Annotated in this window: 14 protein-coding genes; 5 read left to right on the forward strand and 9 right to left on the reverse strand. The window is 71.6% G+C overall.

Translation table 11 applies throughout. The annotated features are described in order from the left end of the window. Positions 1 to 1,940, reverse strand: a 1,940-nt coding sequence (locus FV230_RS14735) for a L,D-transpeptidase family protein (protein WP_147842931.1), incomplete at its 3' end; no start/stop codon positions are given. Between the two features lie 162 nt (positions 1,941 to 2,102). Further along, positions 2,103 to 3,596 carry a sigma-54 dependent transcriptional regulator gene (locus FV230_RS14740; RefSeq protein ID WP_147726263.1) on the reverse strand — a complete coding sequence of 498 codons (1,494 nt, stop codon included), beginning with the start codon at positions 3,594 to 3,596 and terminating at the stop codon, positions 2,103 to 2,105. Between the two features lie 285 nt (positions 3,597 to 3,881). Between FV230_RS14740 and FV230_RS14745 the strand changes: the two genes are divergently transcribed. The 3 genes from FV230_RS14745 (at position 3,882) to FV230_RS14755 (ending at position 6,646) form a co-directional block, all read left to right on the forward strand. After that, the gene (locus FV230_RS14745; protein ID WP_147842932.1) at positions 3,882 to 5,771 is read left to right on the forward strand and encodes a M3 family oligoendopeptidase; all 1,890 of its coding nucleotides are present in this window, start codon (positions 3,882 to 3,884) and stop codon (positions 5,769 to 5,771) included. A gap of 63 nt (positions 5,772 to 5,834) precedes the next feature. Beyond that, the gene (locus FV230_RS14750; RefSeq protein WP_147726261.1) at positions 5,835 to 6,260 is read left to right on the forward strand and encodes a hypothetical protein; all 426 of its coding nucleotides are present in this window, start codon (positions 5,835 to 5,837) and stop codon (positions 6,258 to 6,260) included. Continuing rightward, a complete protein-coding gene (locus tag FV230_RS14755; RefSeq protein ID WP_147842933.1) occupies positions 6,257 to 6,646 on the forward strand; it encodes a type II toxin-antitoxin system death-on-curing family toxin in 390 nt (129 codons plus the stop codon). Before FV230_RS14750 ends, FV230_RS14755 begins: the two co-directional genes overlap by 4 nt. 127 nt (positions 6,647 to 6,773) lie before the next feature. Here FV230_RS14755 and FV230_RS14760 read toward each other — a convergent pair whose 3' ends face one another. From FV230_RS14760 to FV230_RS14785, 6 genes are all read right to left on the reverse strand, one after another. Next, the gene (locus FV230_RS14760) at positions 6,774 to 7,196 is read right to left on the reverse strand and encodes an organic hydroperoxide resistance protein (RefSeq protein ID WP_147726259.1); all 423 of its coding nucleotides are present in this window, start codon (positions 7,194 to 7,196) and stop codon (positions 6,774 to 6,776) included. A 100-nt stretch (positions 7,197 to 7,296) separates the two neighbouring features. Beyond that, complete coding sequence (locus FV230_RS14765; RefSeq protein WP_147842934.1) at positions 7,297 to 8,511, reverse strand: acetyl-CoA C-acyltransferase; 1,215 nt, start codon at positions 8,509 to 8,511, stop codon at positions 7,297 to 7,299. A gap of 76 nt (positions 8,512 to 8,587) precedes the next feature. Then, positions 8,588 to 9,472, reverse strand: a complete 885-nt coding sequence (locus FV230_RS14770; protein ID WP_147842935.1) for a 3-keto-5-aminohexanoate cleavage protein — start codon at positions 9,470 to 9,472, stop codon at positions 8,588 to 8,590. A 10-nt stretch (positions 9,473 to 9,482) separates the two neighbouring features. Further along, a complete protein-coding gene (locus tag FV230_RS14775) occupies positions 9,483 to 10,241 on the reverse strand; it encodes an SDR family NAD(P)-dependent oxidoreductase (RefSeq protein ID WP_147842936.1) in 759 nt (252 codons plus the stop codon). A gap of 40 nt (positions 10,242 to 10,281) precedes the next feature. Continuing rightward, entirely contained in the window at positions 10,282 to 11,232 is a 951-nt protein-coding gene (locus FV230_RS14780) for a 3-hydroxyacyl-CoA dehydrogenase family protein (RefSeq protein ID WP_147842937.1), read from the reverse strand. A 15-nt stretch (positions 11,233 to 11,247) separates the two neighbouring features. Next, on the reverse strand, positions 11,248 to 12,279 hold the full coding sequence (locus FV230_RS14785; protein ID WP_147842938.1) for a cyclase family protein: 1,032 nt from the start codon (positions 12,277 to 12,279) through the stop codon (positions 11,248 to 11,250). 247 nt (positions 12,280 to 12,526) lie between these two features. On the opposite strand from FV230_RS14785, the gene FV230_RS14790 reads away from it, so the two are divergent. Then, a complete protein-coding gene (locus FV230_RS14790) occupies positions 12,527 to 12,934 on the forward strand; it encodes a PaaI family thioesterase (protein ID WP_147842939.1) in 408 nt (135 codons plus the stop codon). Positions 12,935 to 13,053: 119 nt separating this feature from the next. Here the strand turns inward: FV230_RS14790 and FV230_RS14795 are convergent, their stop codons facing one another. Beyond that, positions 13,054 to 13,917, reverse strand: coding sequence for a porin family protein (locus FV230_RS14795; protein WP_147842940.1), 864 nt, complete (start codon positions 13,915 to 13,917; stop codon positions 13,054 to 13,056). A 312-nt stretch (positions 13,918 to 14,229) separates the two neighbouring features. Here FV230_RS14795 and FV230_RS14800 point away from each other — a divergent pair. Next, on the forward strand, positions 14,230 to 14,353 hold a 124-nt coding region (locus tag FV230_RS14800), incomplete at its 3' end, for a GTP-binding protein (RefSeq protein ID WP_246686237.1).

Raw genomic sequence — 14,353 nt, forward strand, 5'->3', positions numbered from 1 at the left:
GCCGTCCGGCGCGTCGGCTCGGACGGCCGGACCGCCGGCGAGACCTTGGCGACCGCACCGCCGCCACCGCCGAGGCCGAGGGCCGCGCGCATCAGTGCATCGTAGCCGTAGAGGTCGGGCAGCGTGCGGTAGCTGCCGCCGTCGTCGACGGTGGCGGTGAAGTAGGCGAGGTGCACCGGCAGCTTGTGCTCCAGGCGGATGGTGCGCTCGCCCTTGCCGACGAGCTTCTTCAGGCGCTCCTCGGTCCAGTTCGGCAGGACCACGTCGGCGAAGCGGAACGGGTCGTCGACGCGGACGCAGCCGTGGCTGAGGGCCCGTTCCGAACGCGAGAACAGCGAGCGGTTCGGCGTGTCGTGCAGGTACACGGCATGCTGGTTGGGGAACATGAACTTGATGAAGCCGAGCGCGTTCTTCTCGCCCGGCGGCTGGCGCAGCGAGACGTGGCCGCCGCGGCGCACGATCTCGTAGCCGCCCCAGGTGCTGCCGCCGTAGCTCGCGATCTTCGGCAGCATCGTCTTCAGGATCGAGGGCGGCACGTACCACGACGGGTTCACCACCGCGTATTCCATCAGCCCCGAGAACAGGGGCGTGCGCGAATCCGGCTTGCCGACGATGACGCGGGCCTCGTCGCGCTGGCGTCCGTCGCGGAACACGCGCAGGCGGAATTCCGGCACGTTGACCAGCACGTAGTCGGGCCCGAGCTCGGTGCCGAGCCAGCGCCAGCGCTCCATGTTGACGATCAGCGCCGCGTCGTCGCCCACCGGCCGCACCGCACTCGCCTGCCTGGCGCCCTGCGCCAGCGCCACCACCGTCTGGACGTTGAGGACGCCGTTGCCGGGCAGGCCGCGGCCGCGCTGGAACTTGGCGACCGCCGCAGCGACGCCGGAATCGTAATCCTCCGGATCGCCCGGGGGGACGTCGAGGGTGCCGGCCTTCCGGCTCTCCAGATCGAAATGGGCGCGCAGCAGGGGCACGCGCGCATCGCGCATGCCGACGCGCAGGGCCGGACCGGGCGGCAGGCGCAGGGTGGTCGCCGGACTCGCATCGTCCGTCGCGGCCGGCGCGCGTGCCACCGACAGGCGGCTCTTGAGGGCGAGATAGCCGGGGGAGCGCGGATTGTAGGCCTGGAGCAGGTCGCCGGCGGTGCCGCCTGCGCCGGCGAGGCTCGCCAGGACCGTGTCGGCGGCCGGCAGATCGAGGGTCGGCGTGATCAGCCGCGAGATCGCGGCCAGGTTGATCCGCCCGCCGCGCGCGTCGCGGGCATAGAGGGCGGCGACGGCCGAGAGCTTCAGGTCGGCCTCGGCGACGGCGGCCAGATCCTCGGCCTTGGCGGGGCTTTCCGTCTTGCCGGCGGTGTCGGCTTTCCCCGCCTTCGGGAGCGCCGGCACCGGATAGGCGCGGGCGTCGAGGCCGTCCTCGGGCGCCGCCGCGAGGCGTGCGGCCACGGCCTTCGCCGCCGGCGTGTAGACGCCGTCCACGATCCAGACCGGCTTGAAGGCGCCGAGCGCGTAGAACGCCTGGATCGCCTCGCGCTCCTTCGTCGTCAGGCGGGCGAGCAGCGGGGCAGGCGAGGCCAGCCGGTTGAACACGGCGGCCGCCTGCGGGTCGCTCGGCACGGTGGGCGCCGCGGCGACCGCCGGACGCTCCGGTCCGGGCGCCTCGGTCTGGGCCGGATCGGCCTTCGGCGGCTCGGACGGCGTCACCGCCTCGAGGCCGGTGGCCGGCGGCGGCAGGCTCGGATCCGAGACCGCGGCCGGATCGGATGCGGGCGCCTTATCGGCGGCGACGGCCTTGTCCGGGGTCGCGGTGGCAACGGCGGCGGCGGGCGGGATGTCGTCCAGGCCACCGCGGGCGAAGGCCGCCGTGGAAAGGGCGCCCTGCGCGACGGAGCCGGCCAACAGGACGGCCAGGGCTGCTTTGGCCGAGCGCGAGACGCCCATCTGCGAACCTCCTGGGGACCGACCTCGAGGCCGCCCACAACCTTATCAGTATCGGCGCAAGCCCGGTCGTGCGCAATCGCACCCCCTCCGCTCGCGCCGTCGCGTGCCTGCAAGTGCCTGATGCGCCGAGCCTATCGGTCAGGCGTCGGCCCTCGGGCCGGATCAGGCCGCGGCCTCTTCGGCCTTGTCGTCGCCGTCGAGCCCGAGATCCTTGAGCTTGCGATACAGGGTGGACCGGCCGATTCCGAGGCGGCGCGACACCTCCGACATCCGGCCGCGATAGAATTGCAGCGCGAAGCGGATGATCTCGGCCTCCAGCGCATCCATCGGCTTCATCTCGCCGGTGTCCTCGACCACCAGCGACATCGCGTGGGGGTCGCGCACCTCGACGCGGACGATCTCGCGCACCGGCTCGGGCGAATGGGCCGACAGCATCGGCTGCACGGGCGCCGCCGGGATGCGGACGTCGAAGCCCTCGACCTGGGCGGCGATCTGCGGGAACTCGGCCACCGTCAGCTCGTCGCCGTCGGCGAGCACCACCGCGCGGAACAGCGCGTTCTCGAGCTGGCGGACGTTGCCGGGCCAGCCGTATCGGGTCAGCAGCGCCATCGCCTCGGGGGTGATCGCGCGGACGCGCTTGCCTTCCTCGGCCGCGAACCGGGCGCAGAAGGAGCGCACCAGGTCGGGCACGTCCTCGCGCCGGGCGCGGAGCGGCGGCAGGGTCATCGGGAAGACGTTGAGGCGATAGTACAGGTCCTCGCGGAAGCGGCCCTCCTTGACGAGGTCGAGCAGCGAGCGGTTCGTCGCCGAGACCAGGCGGATGTCGACGCGCACGCTGCGCTTGCCCCCGACCGGGTCGACCTCGCCCTCCTGCAGCGCGCGCAGCAGCTTCACCTGCGCATCGAGGGGCAGCTCGCCGATCTCGTCGAGGAACAGCGTCCCGCCGGACGCCTCCACGAACTTGCCGGCATGGCGCTCGGTGGCGCCGGTGAAGGCGCCCTTCTCGTGCCCGAACAGGGTCGATTCGACGAGATTGTCGGGGATCGCCCCGCAATTGACCGTGACGAAGGGCTTTCCGCGCCGCTCGCCCGATCCCTGGATCGCGCGCGCCAGCACCTCCTTGCCGACGCCGGATTCGCCCTCGATCAGCACCGGGATGTTGGATTTCGCGGCGCGTTCGGCGAGCCGGATCACCCGCTCCATGTCGGGCGACTTCGAGGTGAGGTCCTTGAAGCTGAGCGAGCCGGAGGCGCGGCGGCGCATGCGCCGGACCTCCTCCTCCAGGTGGTCGACCCGGAGCGCGTTCTTGATCGAGACCTGCAGCCGCTCGGCGCCGGCGGGCTTGACCACGAAGTCGACGGCGCCGGCGCGCATCGCGGTGACGACGGCGTCGATGGAGCCGTTGGCGGTCTGGACGATGACCGGGGTGTCGAGGCCGGATTTCCGCATCTCGGCGAGCACGCCGAGGCCGTCGAGGCCGCCGGGCATGACGAGGTCGAGCAGCACCACGTCGATCTCGGGCTGGGTCCGCAGCAGCGCGAGCGCGTCCGCACCGTTCTCCGCGAGCTTCGCCTCGAAGCCGAAGCGGCGCACCGTCGCCTCGGCGAGACGACGCTGAACGGGATCGTCGTCGACGATCAGGACCGTTGTCGCCATGCGGGCTTTTCCTCGCTGCCGCGGGTCGACCGCGGCGCCGGACCTCGCGGGACCCGGCACCCGGCACGACCGGCGGGTGTTTCGTTTCGAGCCGGAGCGTCGCCCAGATGCGTAAAGCCCCGCTTAACGACGACGGGAGATTTGCCGCAGGCGCCGCTTGCATCGCCGGCGGCCGCCGAATTCGGTTGAACGCCGTCGATCGCGCTCGATATGAGGCGGGAAGGGCCCGTCGGGCCCCGCGCGGGCGACACGCCGGCAACGAACCGAGGATCCATGCGAGGAATCATGTCCGCCCGAGCCTTCGCCCCCGCAGGGTCGCCCCTCCGGAGCGCCGAGGGCGCCTCCGCGGCGCGTGCCGCGGCCCACGCGGTCGATCTCGGGCCGCTTCCCGAATGGGACCTCGCCGACCTGTATTCCGGCCTGGACGCGCCGGACTTCCGCCGCGACCTCGCGAAGGCGGAAGCGGATTGCCGTTCGTTCTCCGAGACCTACGCTGGGAAGATCGCGCAGCTCGCGAGCGGGCCCGACGCCTCGGGCAAGCTCGCCGCCGCGGTCGCGGCCTACGAGGCGATCGAGGAGCTGCTCGGCCGCCTGATGTCCTATGCCGGGCTGGTCTATTCCGGCGACACCACCGACGAGGCGCGGGCGAAGTTCTATGGCGACACCCGCGAGCGCCTCACCGACGCCTCCGGAAACCTGCTGTTCTTCGCGCTCGAGCTCAACCGGATCGAGGACGGGGTTCTCGACGTGGCGATGTCCGCCGGGCCGCTCGCTCGCTACGCCCCGTGGATCGAGGATCTGCGCCGCGAAAAGCCGTTCCAGCTCGAGGACCGGATCGAGAAGCTGTTCCTGGAGAAATCCGTCACCGCGAACGCGGCCTGGGACCGCCTGTTCAACGAGACCATCGCGGCCCTGCGCTTCCCCGTCCAGGGGGAGCGGCTGCCCCTGGAGCCGACGCTGAACAAGCTCCAGGACCCGGACGGCGAGGTCCGCCGGGAGGCGGCCGGGGCGCTGAGCGAGGTGTTCCGCGAGAACCTGCGGGTGTTCACGCTGATCACCAACACGCTGGCCAAGGACAAGGAGATCTCGGACCGCTGGCGCGGCTTCAAGGACGTGGCGGATGCCCGCCACCTCTCGAACCGCGTCGAGCCCGAGGTGGTCGCGGCGCTGGTCGATGCCGTTCGCGAGGCCTATCCGCGGCTCTCGCACCGCTACTACCGGCTGAAGGCCAAGTGGTTCGGCGTCGAGGCGCTGCCCTACTGGGACCGCAACGCGCCGCTGCCGAAGGTCGAGCAGCGCACCATCCCGTGGACCGAGGCGCGCGACACGGTGCTCGACGCCTACGGCGCGTTCTCGCCGAAGATGGCCGGCATCGCGCGGGACTTCTTCGACCGGCGCTGGATCGACGCGCCGACGCGGCCCGGCAAGGCGCCCGGCGCCTTCGCGCACCCGACGGTGCCTTCGGTCCACCCCTACGTGCTGGTCAACTACCAGGGCAAGCCGCGGGACGTGATGACGCTCGCGCACGAGCTCGGCCACGGCGTGCATCAGGTGATGGCCGGCCACAACGGCGCGCTGATGGCCCCGACGCCGCTGACCCTGGCCGAGACCGCCAGCGTGTTCGGCGAGATGCTGACCTTCCGGCGCCTGCTCGCGGCGACGACCAACACGACCCAGCGCCGGGCGATGCTGGCCGCCAAGGTCGAGGACATGATCAACACGGTGGTGCGCCAGATCGCGTTCTACTCGTTCGAGCGCAAGGTCCACCTCGCGCGCGCCGAGGGCGAGCTTACCGCGGAGCAGATCAACGGCCTGTGGATGTCGGTGCAGGCCGAATCGCTCGGCCCGGCGATCACGCTCGATGCCGGATACGAGCCGTTCTGGGCCTACATCCCGCACTTCATCCACTCGCCGTTCTACGTCTACGCCTACGCCTTCGGCGACTGCCTGGTGAACTCGCTCTACGGGGTCTACGCGAAGGCGGAGGGCGGCTTCGTCGAGCGCTACTTCGCCCTGCTCTCGGCCGGCGGCTCGAAGCCCTACGGCGAGCTCCTGGCCCCGTTCGGCCTCGACGCCCGCGATCCCGGCTTCTGGCAGATCGGCCTCGGCATGATCGAGGGCATGATCGCGGAGCTGGAGGGGATGGAGGAGCCGAACCTCGCCACGTCGACGTAGCGACGGCGCACGTTGACACCGGCGACGTGGGCTTCCTAGGTTGGCCGCGAGACGGAGGCCTTCATGAACGCCAGCCATGCCGCCTTCTTCGATCGCCCCGAAGCACGTCCGCTCAGGGACGTGCTCACCCGACCGGATCTTCTCCCGCAGTACGAGCTTCTCAGCCGTCTGGAGATTCCGGCCGTGCAGGCGGCGGTGTGGGACATCGAGCCGATCATCGCGACGTTCGATGCCGCGACGCGCACGCACGCGATACAGTCGTCGGGTGCCCTGATCGGCGATCTGCTGACGGCACGCGGCTTCCGCATCGCGCGGGATGCCAAAGGCGAGAAGCGGCGTGGACGCGTCCGCAAGGCGCGCTTCGTGAAGTCCGGCACGATCTGGGAGCCGCCAGCGCAATCAGATCGGGGCCATCGCGAGACGGTCGCGGCCATCATGGACGACATCATGGTCCGCTACCGCACCACCCTGACTGATCTGGCGAAGTGACGGTCGAGCCCGAGTGGCTCACCGTCGCGGACGTGATCGACGCCCATGCTCGGCAGCTTCGCGTCTTCGGGGGCGCCGTCGGCATCCGCGATGAGGGCGCGCTGGAATCCGCGCTCACGCGTCCGATCAACAAGTGGCGCTACGAGACCGCATCGATTGCCGAACTCGCCGCGGCCTACGGCTTCGGCATCGTGCGCAACCATCCCTTCATGGACGGCAACAAGCGCGCGGGCTTCATGGCGATGCTCGCCTTCCTGATCCTGAACGGCCGGCCGTTCGCGCCCGATCCGGCCGAGGCGACAACTGTCATCATGGCGCTTGCCGCCGGCGCGATCGGGGAGCCCGACCTGGTGCGCTGGATCGACGACGGGTGTCCGCCGGCCTGAAGCCGGAAGGCATAAGGGTCGGCGTGAGAAGGTTGGACGATCACGGCGGAGACCAGGGGCTGCATACGAAAAGACCCGCGACGGGGTGCCCCGTCGCGGGTCTTTTCGGTCTCGGTTCCGGCCGCGATCAGACGGCGGCGACGTCGACCCGGATGTTGCCGCGGGTGGCGTGCGAGTACGGGCAGACCACGTCGGCGCGCTTCACGAGGTCGGCGGCCTTCTCGGCATCGATGCCCGGCAGGCTGGCCTTGAGGCTGACGGTGAGGCCGAAGCCGGTGCCGTCGTCGCGCTTGCCAATGCCGACCTCGGCGTCGACGCGGGCGTCCTCGGGCACCTTCACCTTGTCCTGGGCGGCGACGAACTTGATCGCGCCGAGGAAGCAGGCGGCGTAGCCGGCGGCGAAGAGCTGCTCGGGGTTGCTGCCCGGGCCGCCGTTGCCACCGAGCTCCTTCGGGGTCGAGAGGCCGACGCCGAGACGGCTGTCGTCGGTCGCGGCGGATCCTTCGCGGCCGCCGGTGGCGTGGGCGTGGGCGGTGTAGAGAGCCTGCATCGTCGTCTCCTGTCGGCGTTGGGAATCACGCACCCGCTCGCGGGCGATCGATGACCCTTCATCCCACGAAACTAGGTTGCGCGCAACCGATGTCGCGCGTTCAGTAGATCTCGAACAGGCCGGCCGCGCCCATGCCGCCGCCCACGCACATCGTGACCACTCCGTACTTGGCGCCCCGGCGGCGCCCCTCGATCAGCAGGTGCCCGGTCATGCGCGCGCCGGACATGCCGTAGGGATGGCCGATCGCGATCGCGCCGCCGTCGACGTTGAGGCGCTCGTCGGGAATGCCGAGGCGGTCGCGGCAATACAGGACCTGGACCGCGAAGGCCTCGTTCAGCTCCCACAGGTCGATGTCGCCGACGGTGAGCCCGTGCTGCTCCAGAAGCTTGGGCACGGCGAAGACCGGGCCGATGCCCATCTCGTCGGGCGCGCACCCGGCCACCGCCATGCCGCGATAGGCGCCGAGCGGCTGCAGCCCGCGCCGCTCGGCCTCCCGCGCCTCCATCAGCACGCAGGCCGAGGCGCCGTCCGAGAGCTGGCTCGCGTTGCCGGCGGTGATGAACGCGCCCTCGGCGACGGCCTGCCCGTTGCGGAACACCGGCTTCAGGGCGGAAAGGTCCTCGAGCCGGGTCTGCGGCCGGTTGCCCTCGTCCTGCGAGAGCGTCACCGCGCGCTTCGTCACGGCACCGGTCGCCTTGTCGACGACCGCCATCTCGGTCGCCAGCGGCACGATCTCGTCGGCGAAGCGCCGGTTGGCCTGGGCCTCGGCGGTGCGGTGCTGCGACTGCAGCGCGTAGCGGTCCTGCGCCTCCCGATCGATGCCGTAGCGGGCGGCGACGATCTCGGCGGTCTCCAGCATCGACATGTAGACGTGCGGGGCCATCGCGGTGAGCGCCGCATCCTCGGCGCGGAAGCGGTTCAGGTGCTCGTTCTGGACGAGCGAGATCGATTCGAGGCCGCCGCCGATCGCGGCCTGCATGCCGTCGACGACGATCTGCTTCGCCGCGGTGGCGATCGCCATCAACCCCGAGGCGCATTGCCGGTCGACGCTCATCCCCGCCACCGAAGCCGGGAGCCCGGCCCGCAGGGCGGATTGCCGCGCGATGTTGGTGCCGGTGGAGCCCTGCTGCAGGGCGGCCCCGAGGATCACGTCGCCGATCAGCGTGCCGGCTTCCTCCGGCGCGATGCCGGCGCGGGAGAGCGCGTGGGCGATCGCGTGGCCGCCGAGCGCCTGCGCCTGGGTGTCGTTGAAGGCGCCGCGATAGGCCTTGCCGATCGGGGTCCGCGCGGTCGAGACGATGACGGCTTCACGCATGGTGTGCTGGTCCTTGGCGGGGCCGATCCCGCCCGTATCGGGAAGACAGGCGGTGTGCCGGATCCGGCCGGCCGGCTCAACCGCGCGCGGCGAGCCCGAAGATCGCGCGCGCCTCGGCCGGGCTCGCCGGTGCGCAGTCGATGAGCGACAGCAGCGTCACCGCCTTCTCGACGAGCGCGGCGTTGCTCGGCGCCAGGCGTCCGCGGGCGAGGTAGAGGTTGTCCTCCAGGCCGACCCGGACGTTGCCGCCCATGCTGGCGGCGAGCGCCACCATCGGGAACTCGGCCCGGCCGATGCCGAAGGCCGACCAGACCGCGTCGGCCGGCAGGCGCGCGCGCATCTGCACCAGGGTCTCGGGGTCGGCCGGCGCCCCCCACGGGATGCCCAGGCAGATCTGGAACAGCGGCGGCGCCGCGAGATGCCCCTCGGCGATGAGGTGGCGGGCGAGCGCGATGTGGCCGAGGTCGAACACCTCGATCTCCGGCCGCACGCAGGCGGCGCGGATCGCCTCGGCCATGGCGCGCAGGTGCGCCGGGGTGTTGAGGAACAGGTTCTCGCCGAAGTTCATCGTCGCGACGTCGAGGGTGCAGAGCTCCGGCCTGAGCGCGCTCACGTGGCGGGTGCGCACCGCCGGGGTCTCGAAGAGGGTGCCAAGCCCCGCCGCGGCCGGATCGGACGCGCCCGGCACGAAGCGTCCGCCGGCGCCCGTGGTCAGGTTGAGGATCACGTCGGCGTTGCGCTCGCGGATGCGCTCCACCACCTCGCGGTAATGCGCGAGCTCCATGCTCGGCGCCGCGGTCTCGGGGTGGCGGACGTGGATGTGCACCACCGCGGCGCCGGCCTCGGCCGCCTCGAGCGCCGAGCGGGCGATGGCCACCGGGCTGACCGGCACCGCCGGGTTCTTCGACGGCGTGTCGAACGAGCCCGTCAGGGCGCAGGTGATCACGGTCTTCTGCGACATCGCCGTCTCCTCAGATCATCCCGCCGTCGACCACCAGCGTCTCGCCGGTGATGTAGGCCCCGCCGGCGGCGAGGAAGAACATCGCCTCGGCGATGTCCTCGGGCTCGGCCAGGCGCGCCATCAGGGTGTTGGCGACGGTCGCCGCCTTGCGCGCCTCGGGCCAGTTCGCGGTCCAGGGCGTGGCCACGAGGCCCGGCGCGACCGCGTTGACGCGGATCTCGGGGGCGAGCGCCCGGGCGAGCGAGCGCGTCAGGTTCACGAGCCCGGCCTTGCTCGCCGAGTAGGCGATGCTGGAGCCGCGTCGCCCGAGCCCGGCGACCGAAGCGGTGTTGACGATGGCGCCGCGGCGCGCCCGCAGGGCGGGGGCGGCGGCCCGCGCGCAGCGATAGGGGCCGACGAGGTTGGTCGACAGGATCGAATCCCAGAAATCCTCGGTCATCGCGTCGAGGTCCTCGAAGGCGATCGGCGCCTGCGTGCCCGAGGTGCCGGCATTGTTGATCAGCACGTCGAGGCCGCCGAGCATCGCAATCGCCTCGGCCACCATCGCCTCCGCCTCGCCTGCGCGGGAGACGTCGCCGGCGACCGCCGTGACGGAGAGACCGTCCGCGAGCAGACGCCCGGCGGCCTCCTGGCCGCGTGGGTCGTCCGCGAGGTGGTTCAGGGCGACCGCGGCCCCGTTGCGCGCGAACAGCGTGGCGGCGGCCAGGCCGATGCCGGAGGACGCCCCGGTGACGAGGACGGCTTTGCCGCGAAGGTCGGCGCCGATCATGGTGTGCTCCCGTCTGCGATCGGAGGTCGGCGGCGGACGCTCACGTGCCCTCCATCCGGCCGATGCCGCGCATCGCCGCCTTGAGGGCGAGCAGCTTGCGGTCGCGCTCGCGGAACAGCTCCGCCGGGTCGCGGCCGCCCCAGTCGAAGTAGCCGCGCCCGGCCATCACCCCGGTCCGGCCCTCGGCGCAGAGGGCGTCGAGGCTGCCCGACCGGGTGCGCGGCGGGGGCGGGGCGTAGCTCGCGTTGGCGAGCGCCCGGCGCTGCAGGTCGAGCCCGGTGAAGTCCGCCTTGGCGAGGTGGCCGAGAATCGGGATGCGCAGCGAGAGCCCGTGCACGATGGCGTCGTCGATCTCGCGCGGGGTGGCGTAGCCTTCGTCGAGGAGGTGGTGCACCTCGGCGGTGATCGCCGACTGGATGCGGTTGGCGACGTAGCCCGGCACGAAGCGCTTGAGGACGATCGGCACCTGGCCGAGCCCGACGACGAGGTCGCCGATCTCGGCCACCACCTCCGGCCGCGTCTCGGGACCCGGCACCACGTCGACGAGATCGATGATGTAGGGGGGCGTGTACCAGTGCGCGACGAGGGCGCGCGGCTGCCGCCCGGCCGGGATCAGCGGGAAGACGTCGAGGTAGCTGGTGTTGCTGGCGATCACCGCGTCGGCGGCGCAGAGCCCGTCGAGCTCGGAGAACAGCGTGCGCTTCGCCTCCGGGTCCTCGGTGATCGCCTCGACGACGAGGCTCGCCCCGTCGACCGTGGCCGCGAGGTCCGGCGAAAGCCGCACAGCCGCGGCGAGGCGGTCGGCGGTCCACCCGTCGGGCGCGACGCCGGCTTCCGCCAAGGTCGCGAGCGCGGAGGCCATCAGGGCGGGCACCGCATCAAGGGTCTCGGCGCGGCTGTCCGTGAGGCGGACGGCATGGCCGCCGAGCGCCAGGACCAGGGCGATGCCGTGACCCATCAGCCCGGCCCCGACGACGGCGATCTCGGCCATGATGTCCTCCTCCGGTCAGACGGTGGCGATCGGCGTCGCCGGCGAGCCGACGGCGCCGGGAAGCCGCAGGGGCGGCGCGGTGAGCAGGAAGCGATGGCGCCCGTTCGCCCTGAGCCAACTCGCCAGCGGGGTCAGGTGCCAGAGCTCGCCCAGCGGCAGCCCGAGCTTGAACAGGCAGTGCTCGTGCAGCGGCAGGATCGCGCAGCACGCCCCGCCCGGCCGCGCCGGATAGGCCTCGACCGCGTAGTTGTCGGCGATCAGCGCGGAGAGCCCGCTGTCGGTGATCCAGGCGAGCAGCCTCGCGTCGCGGCCATCGAGGACGGCGCAGATGCGGTGCACCGCGTCCCGGTCCGGATCGCCGCCCCAGGCCAAAAGGCGGTCGGCGAAGCCCGTATGCAGGCAGACCATGTCACCGGGCTCGACCGCGACCCCGTCGGCTTCCAGGATCCGCATCAGGGCGTCGTAGCCGACGAGCGTGCGGGCGTCGCCGTGATGCGCCCGCAGGTCGACCATCACGCCACGGCCCTGCATGCCGTGCTCGGCCAAGCGCTCGATGCCGAGGCGGTGCGCGCGCGACGGGGCCTCGACCTCGGCCACCTCGCTCGGACCCGTCACGTCGAGGCCGCCGCGGAAACCGTTGTAGTAGACGGGTTTCGGCGTTCCGTCCCCGTCGGCGTCGAACAGGCCGCCGACATGAGCGAGGCTGTCCCACTGCGTCGAGTATTGCAGATAGAGCATCACCCGGTCGTCGCAGATCACGTCGGTGGCGCCATCGACCTCCTCGCAGACCCGGAAGTTGGTCACAGGCCGGCCGTTGGCCCGGACCGTCGGGCTGAGGCGCGGCGGGTGGCGGCGCTGGTTCAGGACGTTGCCGCCGGGCAGGTCGAGGGGCAGGCTGAGGCAGAAGGTCCGGCCCACGCGGACCTCCGCGACGCCCTGGAGCACCTTGGCCGCATCGAGCCCGTTGACGCGGCCGAGCTGGTCCTCAGGGCCGTAATCGCCCCAGGTCGAGCCCTCGGGCCGGCGGCGCCAGCGCGGCTCGGTCATCGGCGCGTCCTGCCGGTATCGGTTCTGCCCTCGCAGATCCGGGGCGCGGCGGGTGCCGGAGCCGGGCGCATGCGTCCATCCCTGAAGGCGGATCCTTGGCGGATCCCGTTGGCCGCATCGTCCGTCCGGCCATACCGGTCTGTCAACGACCGGGTCGCGGCCGGAGCGACGAAGCCGGGCGGATTTGTCAGGGCGCGCGAGCGCCCGCATACCGGACCTTCGAAACGGGCGAGGGCCGGAGCAGCCGATGCGCGAGCAGGATACGATCTTCGGAGCCGACATCCCGTTTGCGCGGCTCTGCGGCGTCGAGGCGCTCGGCTATGCCGAGGGACGCACCCGGCTGCGGCTGAGGCTGCGCGACGACCACGGCAACAACCTCGGCATCGCCCATGGCGGCGTGATCTGCACGCTCCTCGACATCGCCATGGGGACGGCGGCGCGGCTCGCCGCCGGGCGGCCGGTGCTCACCCTCGACATGCAGACCCGCTTCCTCGCCCCCGGCCGCGGCTTGCTGCTCGCCGAAGGGTTCGTCGTGCGCGGCGGGCGTTCGGTGCTGTTCTGCGAGGCGGAGATCCGCGGGGAGGGCGGCGATCTGGTCGCCACCGCGAGCGGCCTGTTCAAGCCTGCCCGCAGCGAACCGGGGCCTGCGGCGTGAGGTAGGCGACCATCGACGAAAGCGGCCGCCGCCGACACGAAAAAAGCCCCGGACGCATGCGCCCGGGGCTTCATCGCAGCATTCCAAGGGGCCGGAGGGATCACCCTCCGGCGAAGACCTTAGAGGCCGCCGAACTTGTAGTTGAAGCCAGCGCGGATGATGCTGCCCTCGGTGCGGAAGCGCGAGATGTAGCCGGCGCCCGGGCCGACACCGTTGAACGAGCCGACGATGACGTTGCGGCTGCCGAGGTCGTAGTGGAGGTATTCGGCCTTGATCGTCACGGCGTCGTACTTCAGGCCGAGATACTTCGCGAAGGCGAAGGTGTTCAGGAAGCTGTCGGTCGGGATCGCGTACTCGACGCCGCCGCCGTAGGCGTAACCGGTCTCGAGGTTGTTGGTGCGGCCGGCGAAGGCGAGGGCGCCGCCGGGGGTGTAGAAGTTGGCATCGTACTGGACCTCGCCGAAGGCGAAGCCGCCGGTCCCGTAGACCATGAACCGGTCGAAGGCGTAGCCGACGCGGCCGGTGACGGTGCCGAGGTATTCCAGGCTCTGGCGGAAGTAGTTCGGGTTGGGCAGGACGCCGCCGGCGTTCGGAGCGTCGAGGCTGAAGCGGCCCTTGTGGATGTCGGTCCAGTCGACGCTGACGGCGCCGCCGAGGACGAAGCCGGAGCCCGGGGTGAACTGATAGTTGTAGCCCGCGGTGCCGCCGATCTTGCCGATGCCGTCGGTCTCGGTGGTGGCCAGCGGCGGACGACGCAGGGCCTGCACGTTGGCGACGTTCACGGGCGAGATGCCGGTGGTGGTGATCCGCTGGCGGTCGGTGAAGGTGTAGGTCGACTCGAGGCCGGCGTAGAAGCCGGTCCAAGTGAACACCGGGATCGGGGTGAAGACCGGCGGGGGCTCGCGGCGCGGCAGGTCGGCGGCGGAGGCGACGGCGGTCATGCCGGCCAGCACGGTCGAGGCGAGGAGAAGCTTCTTCGTCATGTGAGGGGTACCTGAAGACTGTCCCGAATGGCTCTGGCCCCACTTAAGCGTAAGCATGCCCGGGCAACTATGCCCGCCATGCCACAGTGCGGCCCAAATGCAGCGGTGGCGCCACGGACGACCTTGCCCGACCGAATCGCCGCCGGCCTGCCCGGTCGGGCCGGCGGCGGGCGCGGCCGGGGCGCCGGCCCTTGATCAAAGGACGGCGAGCCTCTAATCCGACCGCGCCTTTCGCCGGGGCTCCCCCGCGAGCCGGGCGAGAGTCGAGATCGGGTGCGCCCGTGCGCGGGCCCTGCCGCAGGAACGGGAACCATGGCCAAAGAGAAGTTTGCCCGCACGAAGCCGCACTGCAACATTGGCACGATCGGTCACGTTGACCACGGCAAGACGTCGCTGACGGCGGCGATCACGAAGGTCCTGGCGGAGTCCGGCGGGG

Source organism: Methylobacterium sp. WL6 (assembly GCF_008040095.1).
Taxonomy (GTDB): Bacteria; Pseudomonadota; Alphaproteobacteria; order Rhizobiales; family Beijerinckiaceae; genus Methylobacterium.

Bases quoted from the DNA above. Each gene is read 5' to 3' on its own strand.
- FV230_RS14740 (WP_147726263.1), bottom strand. From the start codon at position 3,596: ATGGCGACAACGGTCCTGATCGTCGACGACGATCCCGTTCAGCGTCGT.
- FV230_RS14745 (WP_147842932.1), top strand. From the start codon at position 3,882: ATGTCCGCCCGAGCCTTCGCCCCCGCAGGGTCGCCCCTCCGGAGCGCC.
- FV230_RS14750 (WP_147726261.1), top strand. From the start codon at position 5,835: ATGAACGCCAGCCATGCCGCCTTCTTCGATCGCCCCGAAGCACGTCCG.
- FV230_RS14760 (WP_147726259.1), bottom strand. From the start codon at position 7,196: ATGCAGGCTCTCTACACCGCCCACGCCCACGCCACCGGCGGCCGCGAA.
- FV230_RS14765 (WP_147842934.1), bottom strand. From the start codon at position 8,511: ATGCGTGAAGCCGTCATCGTCTCGACCGCGCGGACCCCGATCGGCAAG.
- FV230_RS14770 (WP_147842935.1), bottom strand. From the start codon at position 9,472: ATGTCGCAGAAGACCGTGATCACCTGCGCCCTGACGGGCTCGTTCGAC.
- FV230_RS14775 (WP_147842936.1), bottom strand. From the start codon at position 10,241: ATGATCGGCGCCGACCTTCGCGGCAAAGCCGTCCTCGTCACCGGGGCG.
- FV230_RS14780 (WP_147842937.1), bottom strand. From the start codon at position 11,232: ATGGCCGAGATCGCCGTCGTCGGGGCCGGGCTGATGGGTCACGGCATC.
- FV230_RS14785 (WP_147842938.1), bottom strand. From the start codon at position 12,279: ATGACCGAGCCGCGCTGGCGCCGCCGGCCCGAGGGCTCGACCTGGGGC.
- FV230_RS14790 (WP_147842939.1), top strand. From the start codon at position 12,527: ATGCGCGAGCAGGATACGATCTTCGGAGCCGACATCCCGTTTGCGCGG.
- FV230_RS14795 (WP_147842940.1), bottom strand. From the start codon at position 13,917: ATGACGAAGAAGCTTCTCCTCGCCTCGACCGTGCTGGCCGGCATGACC.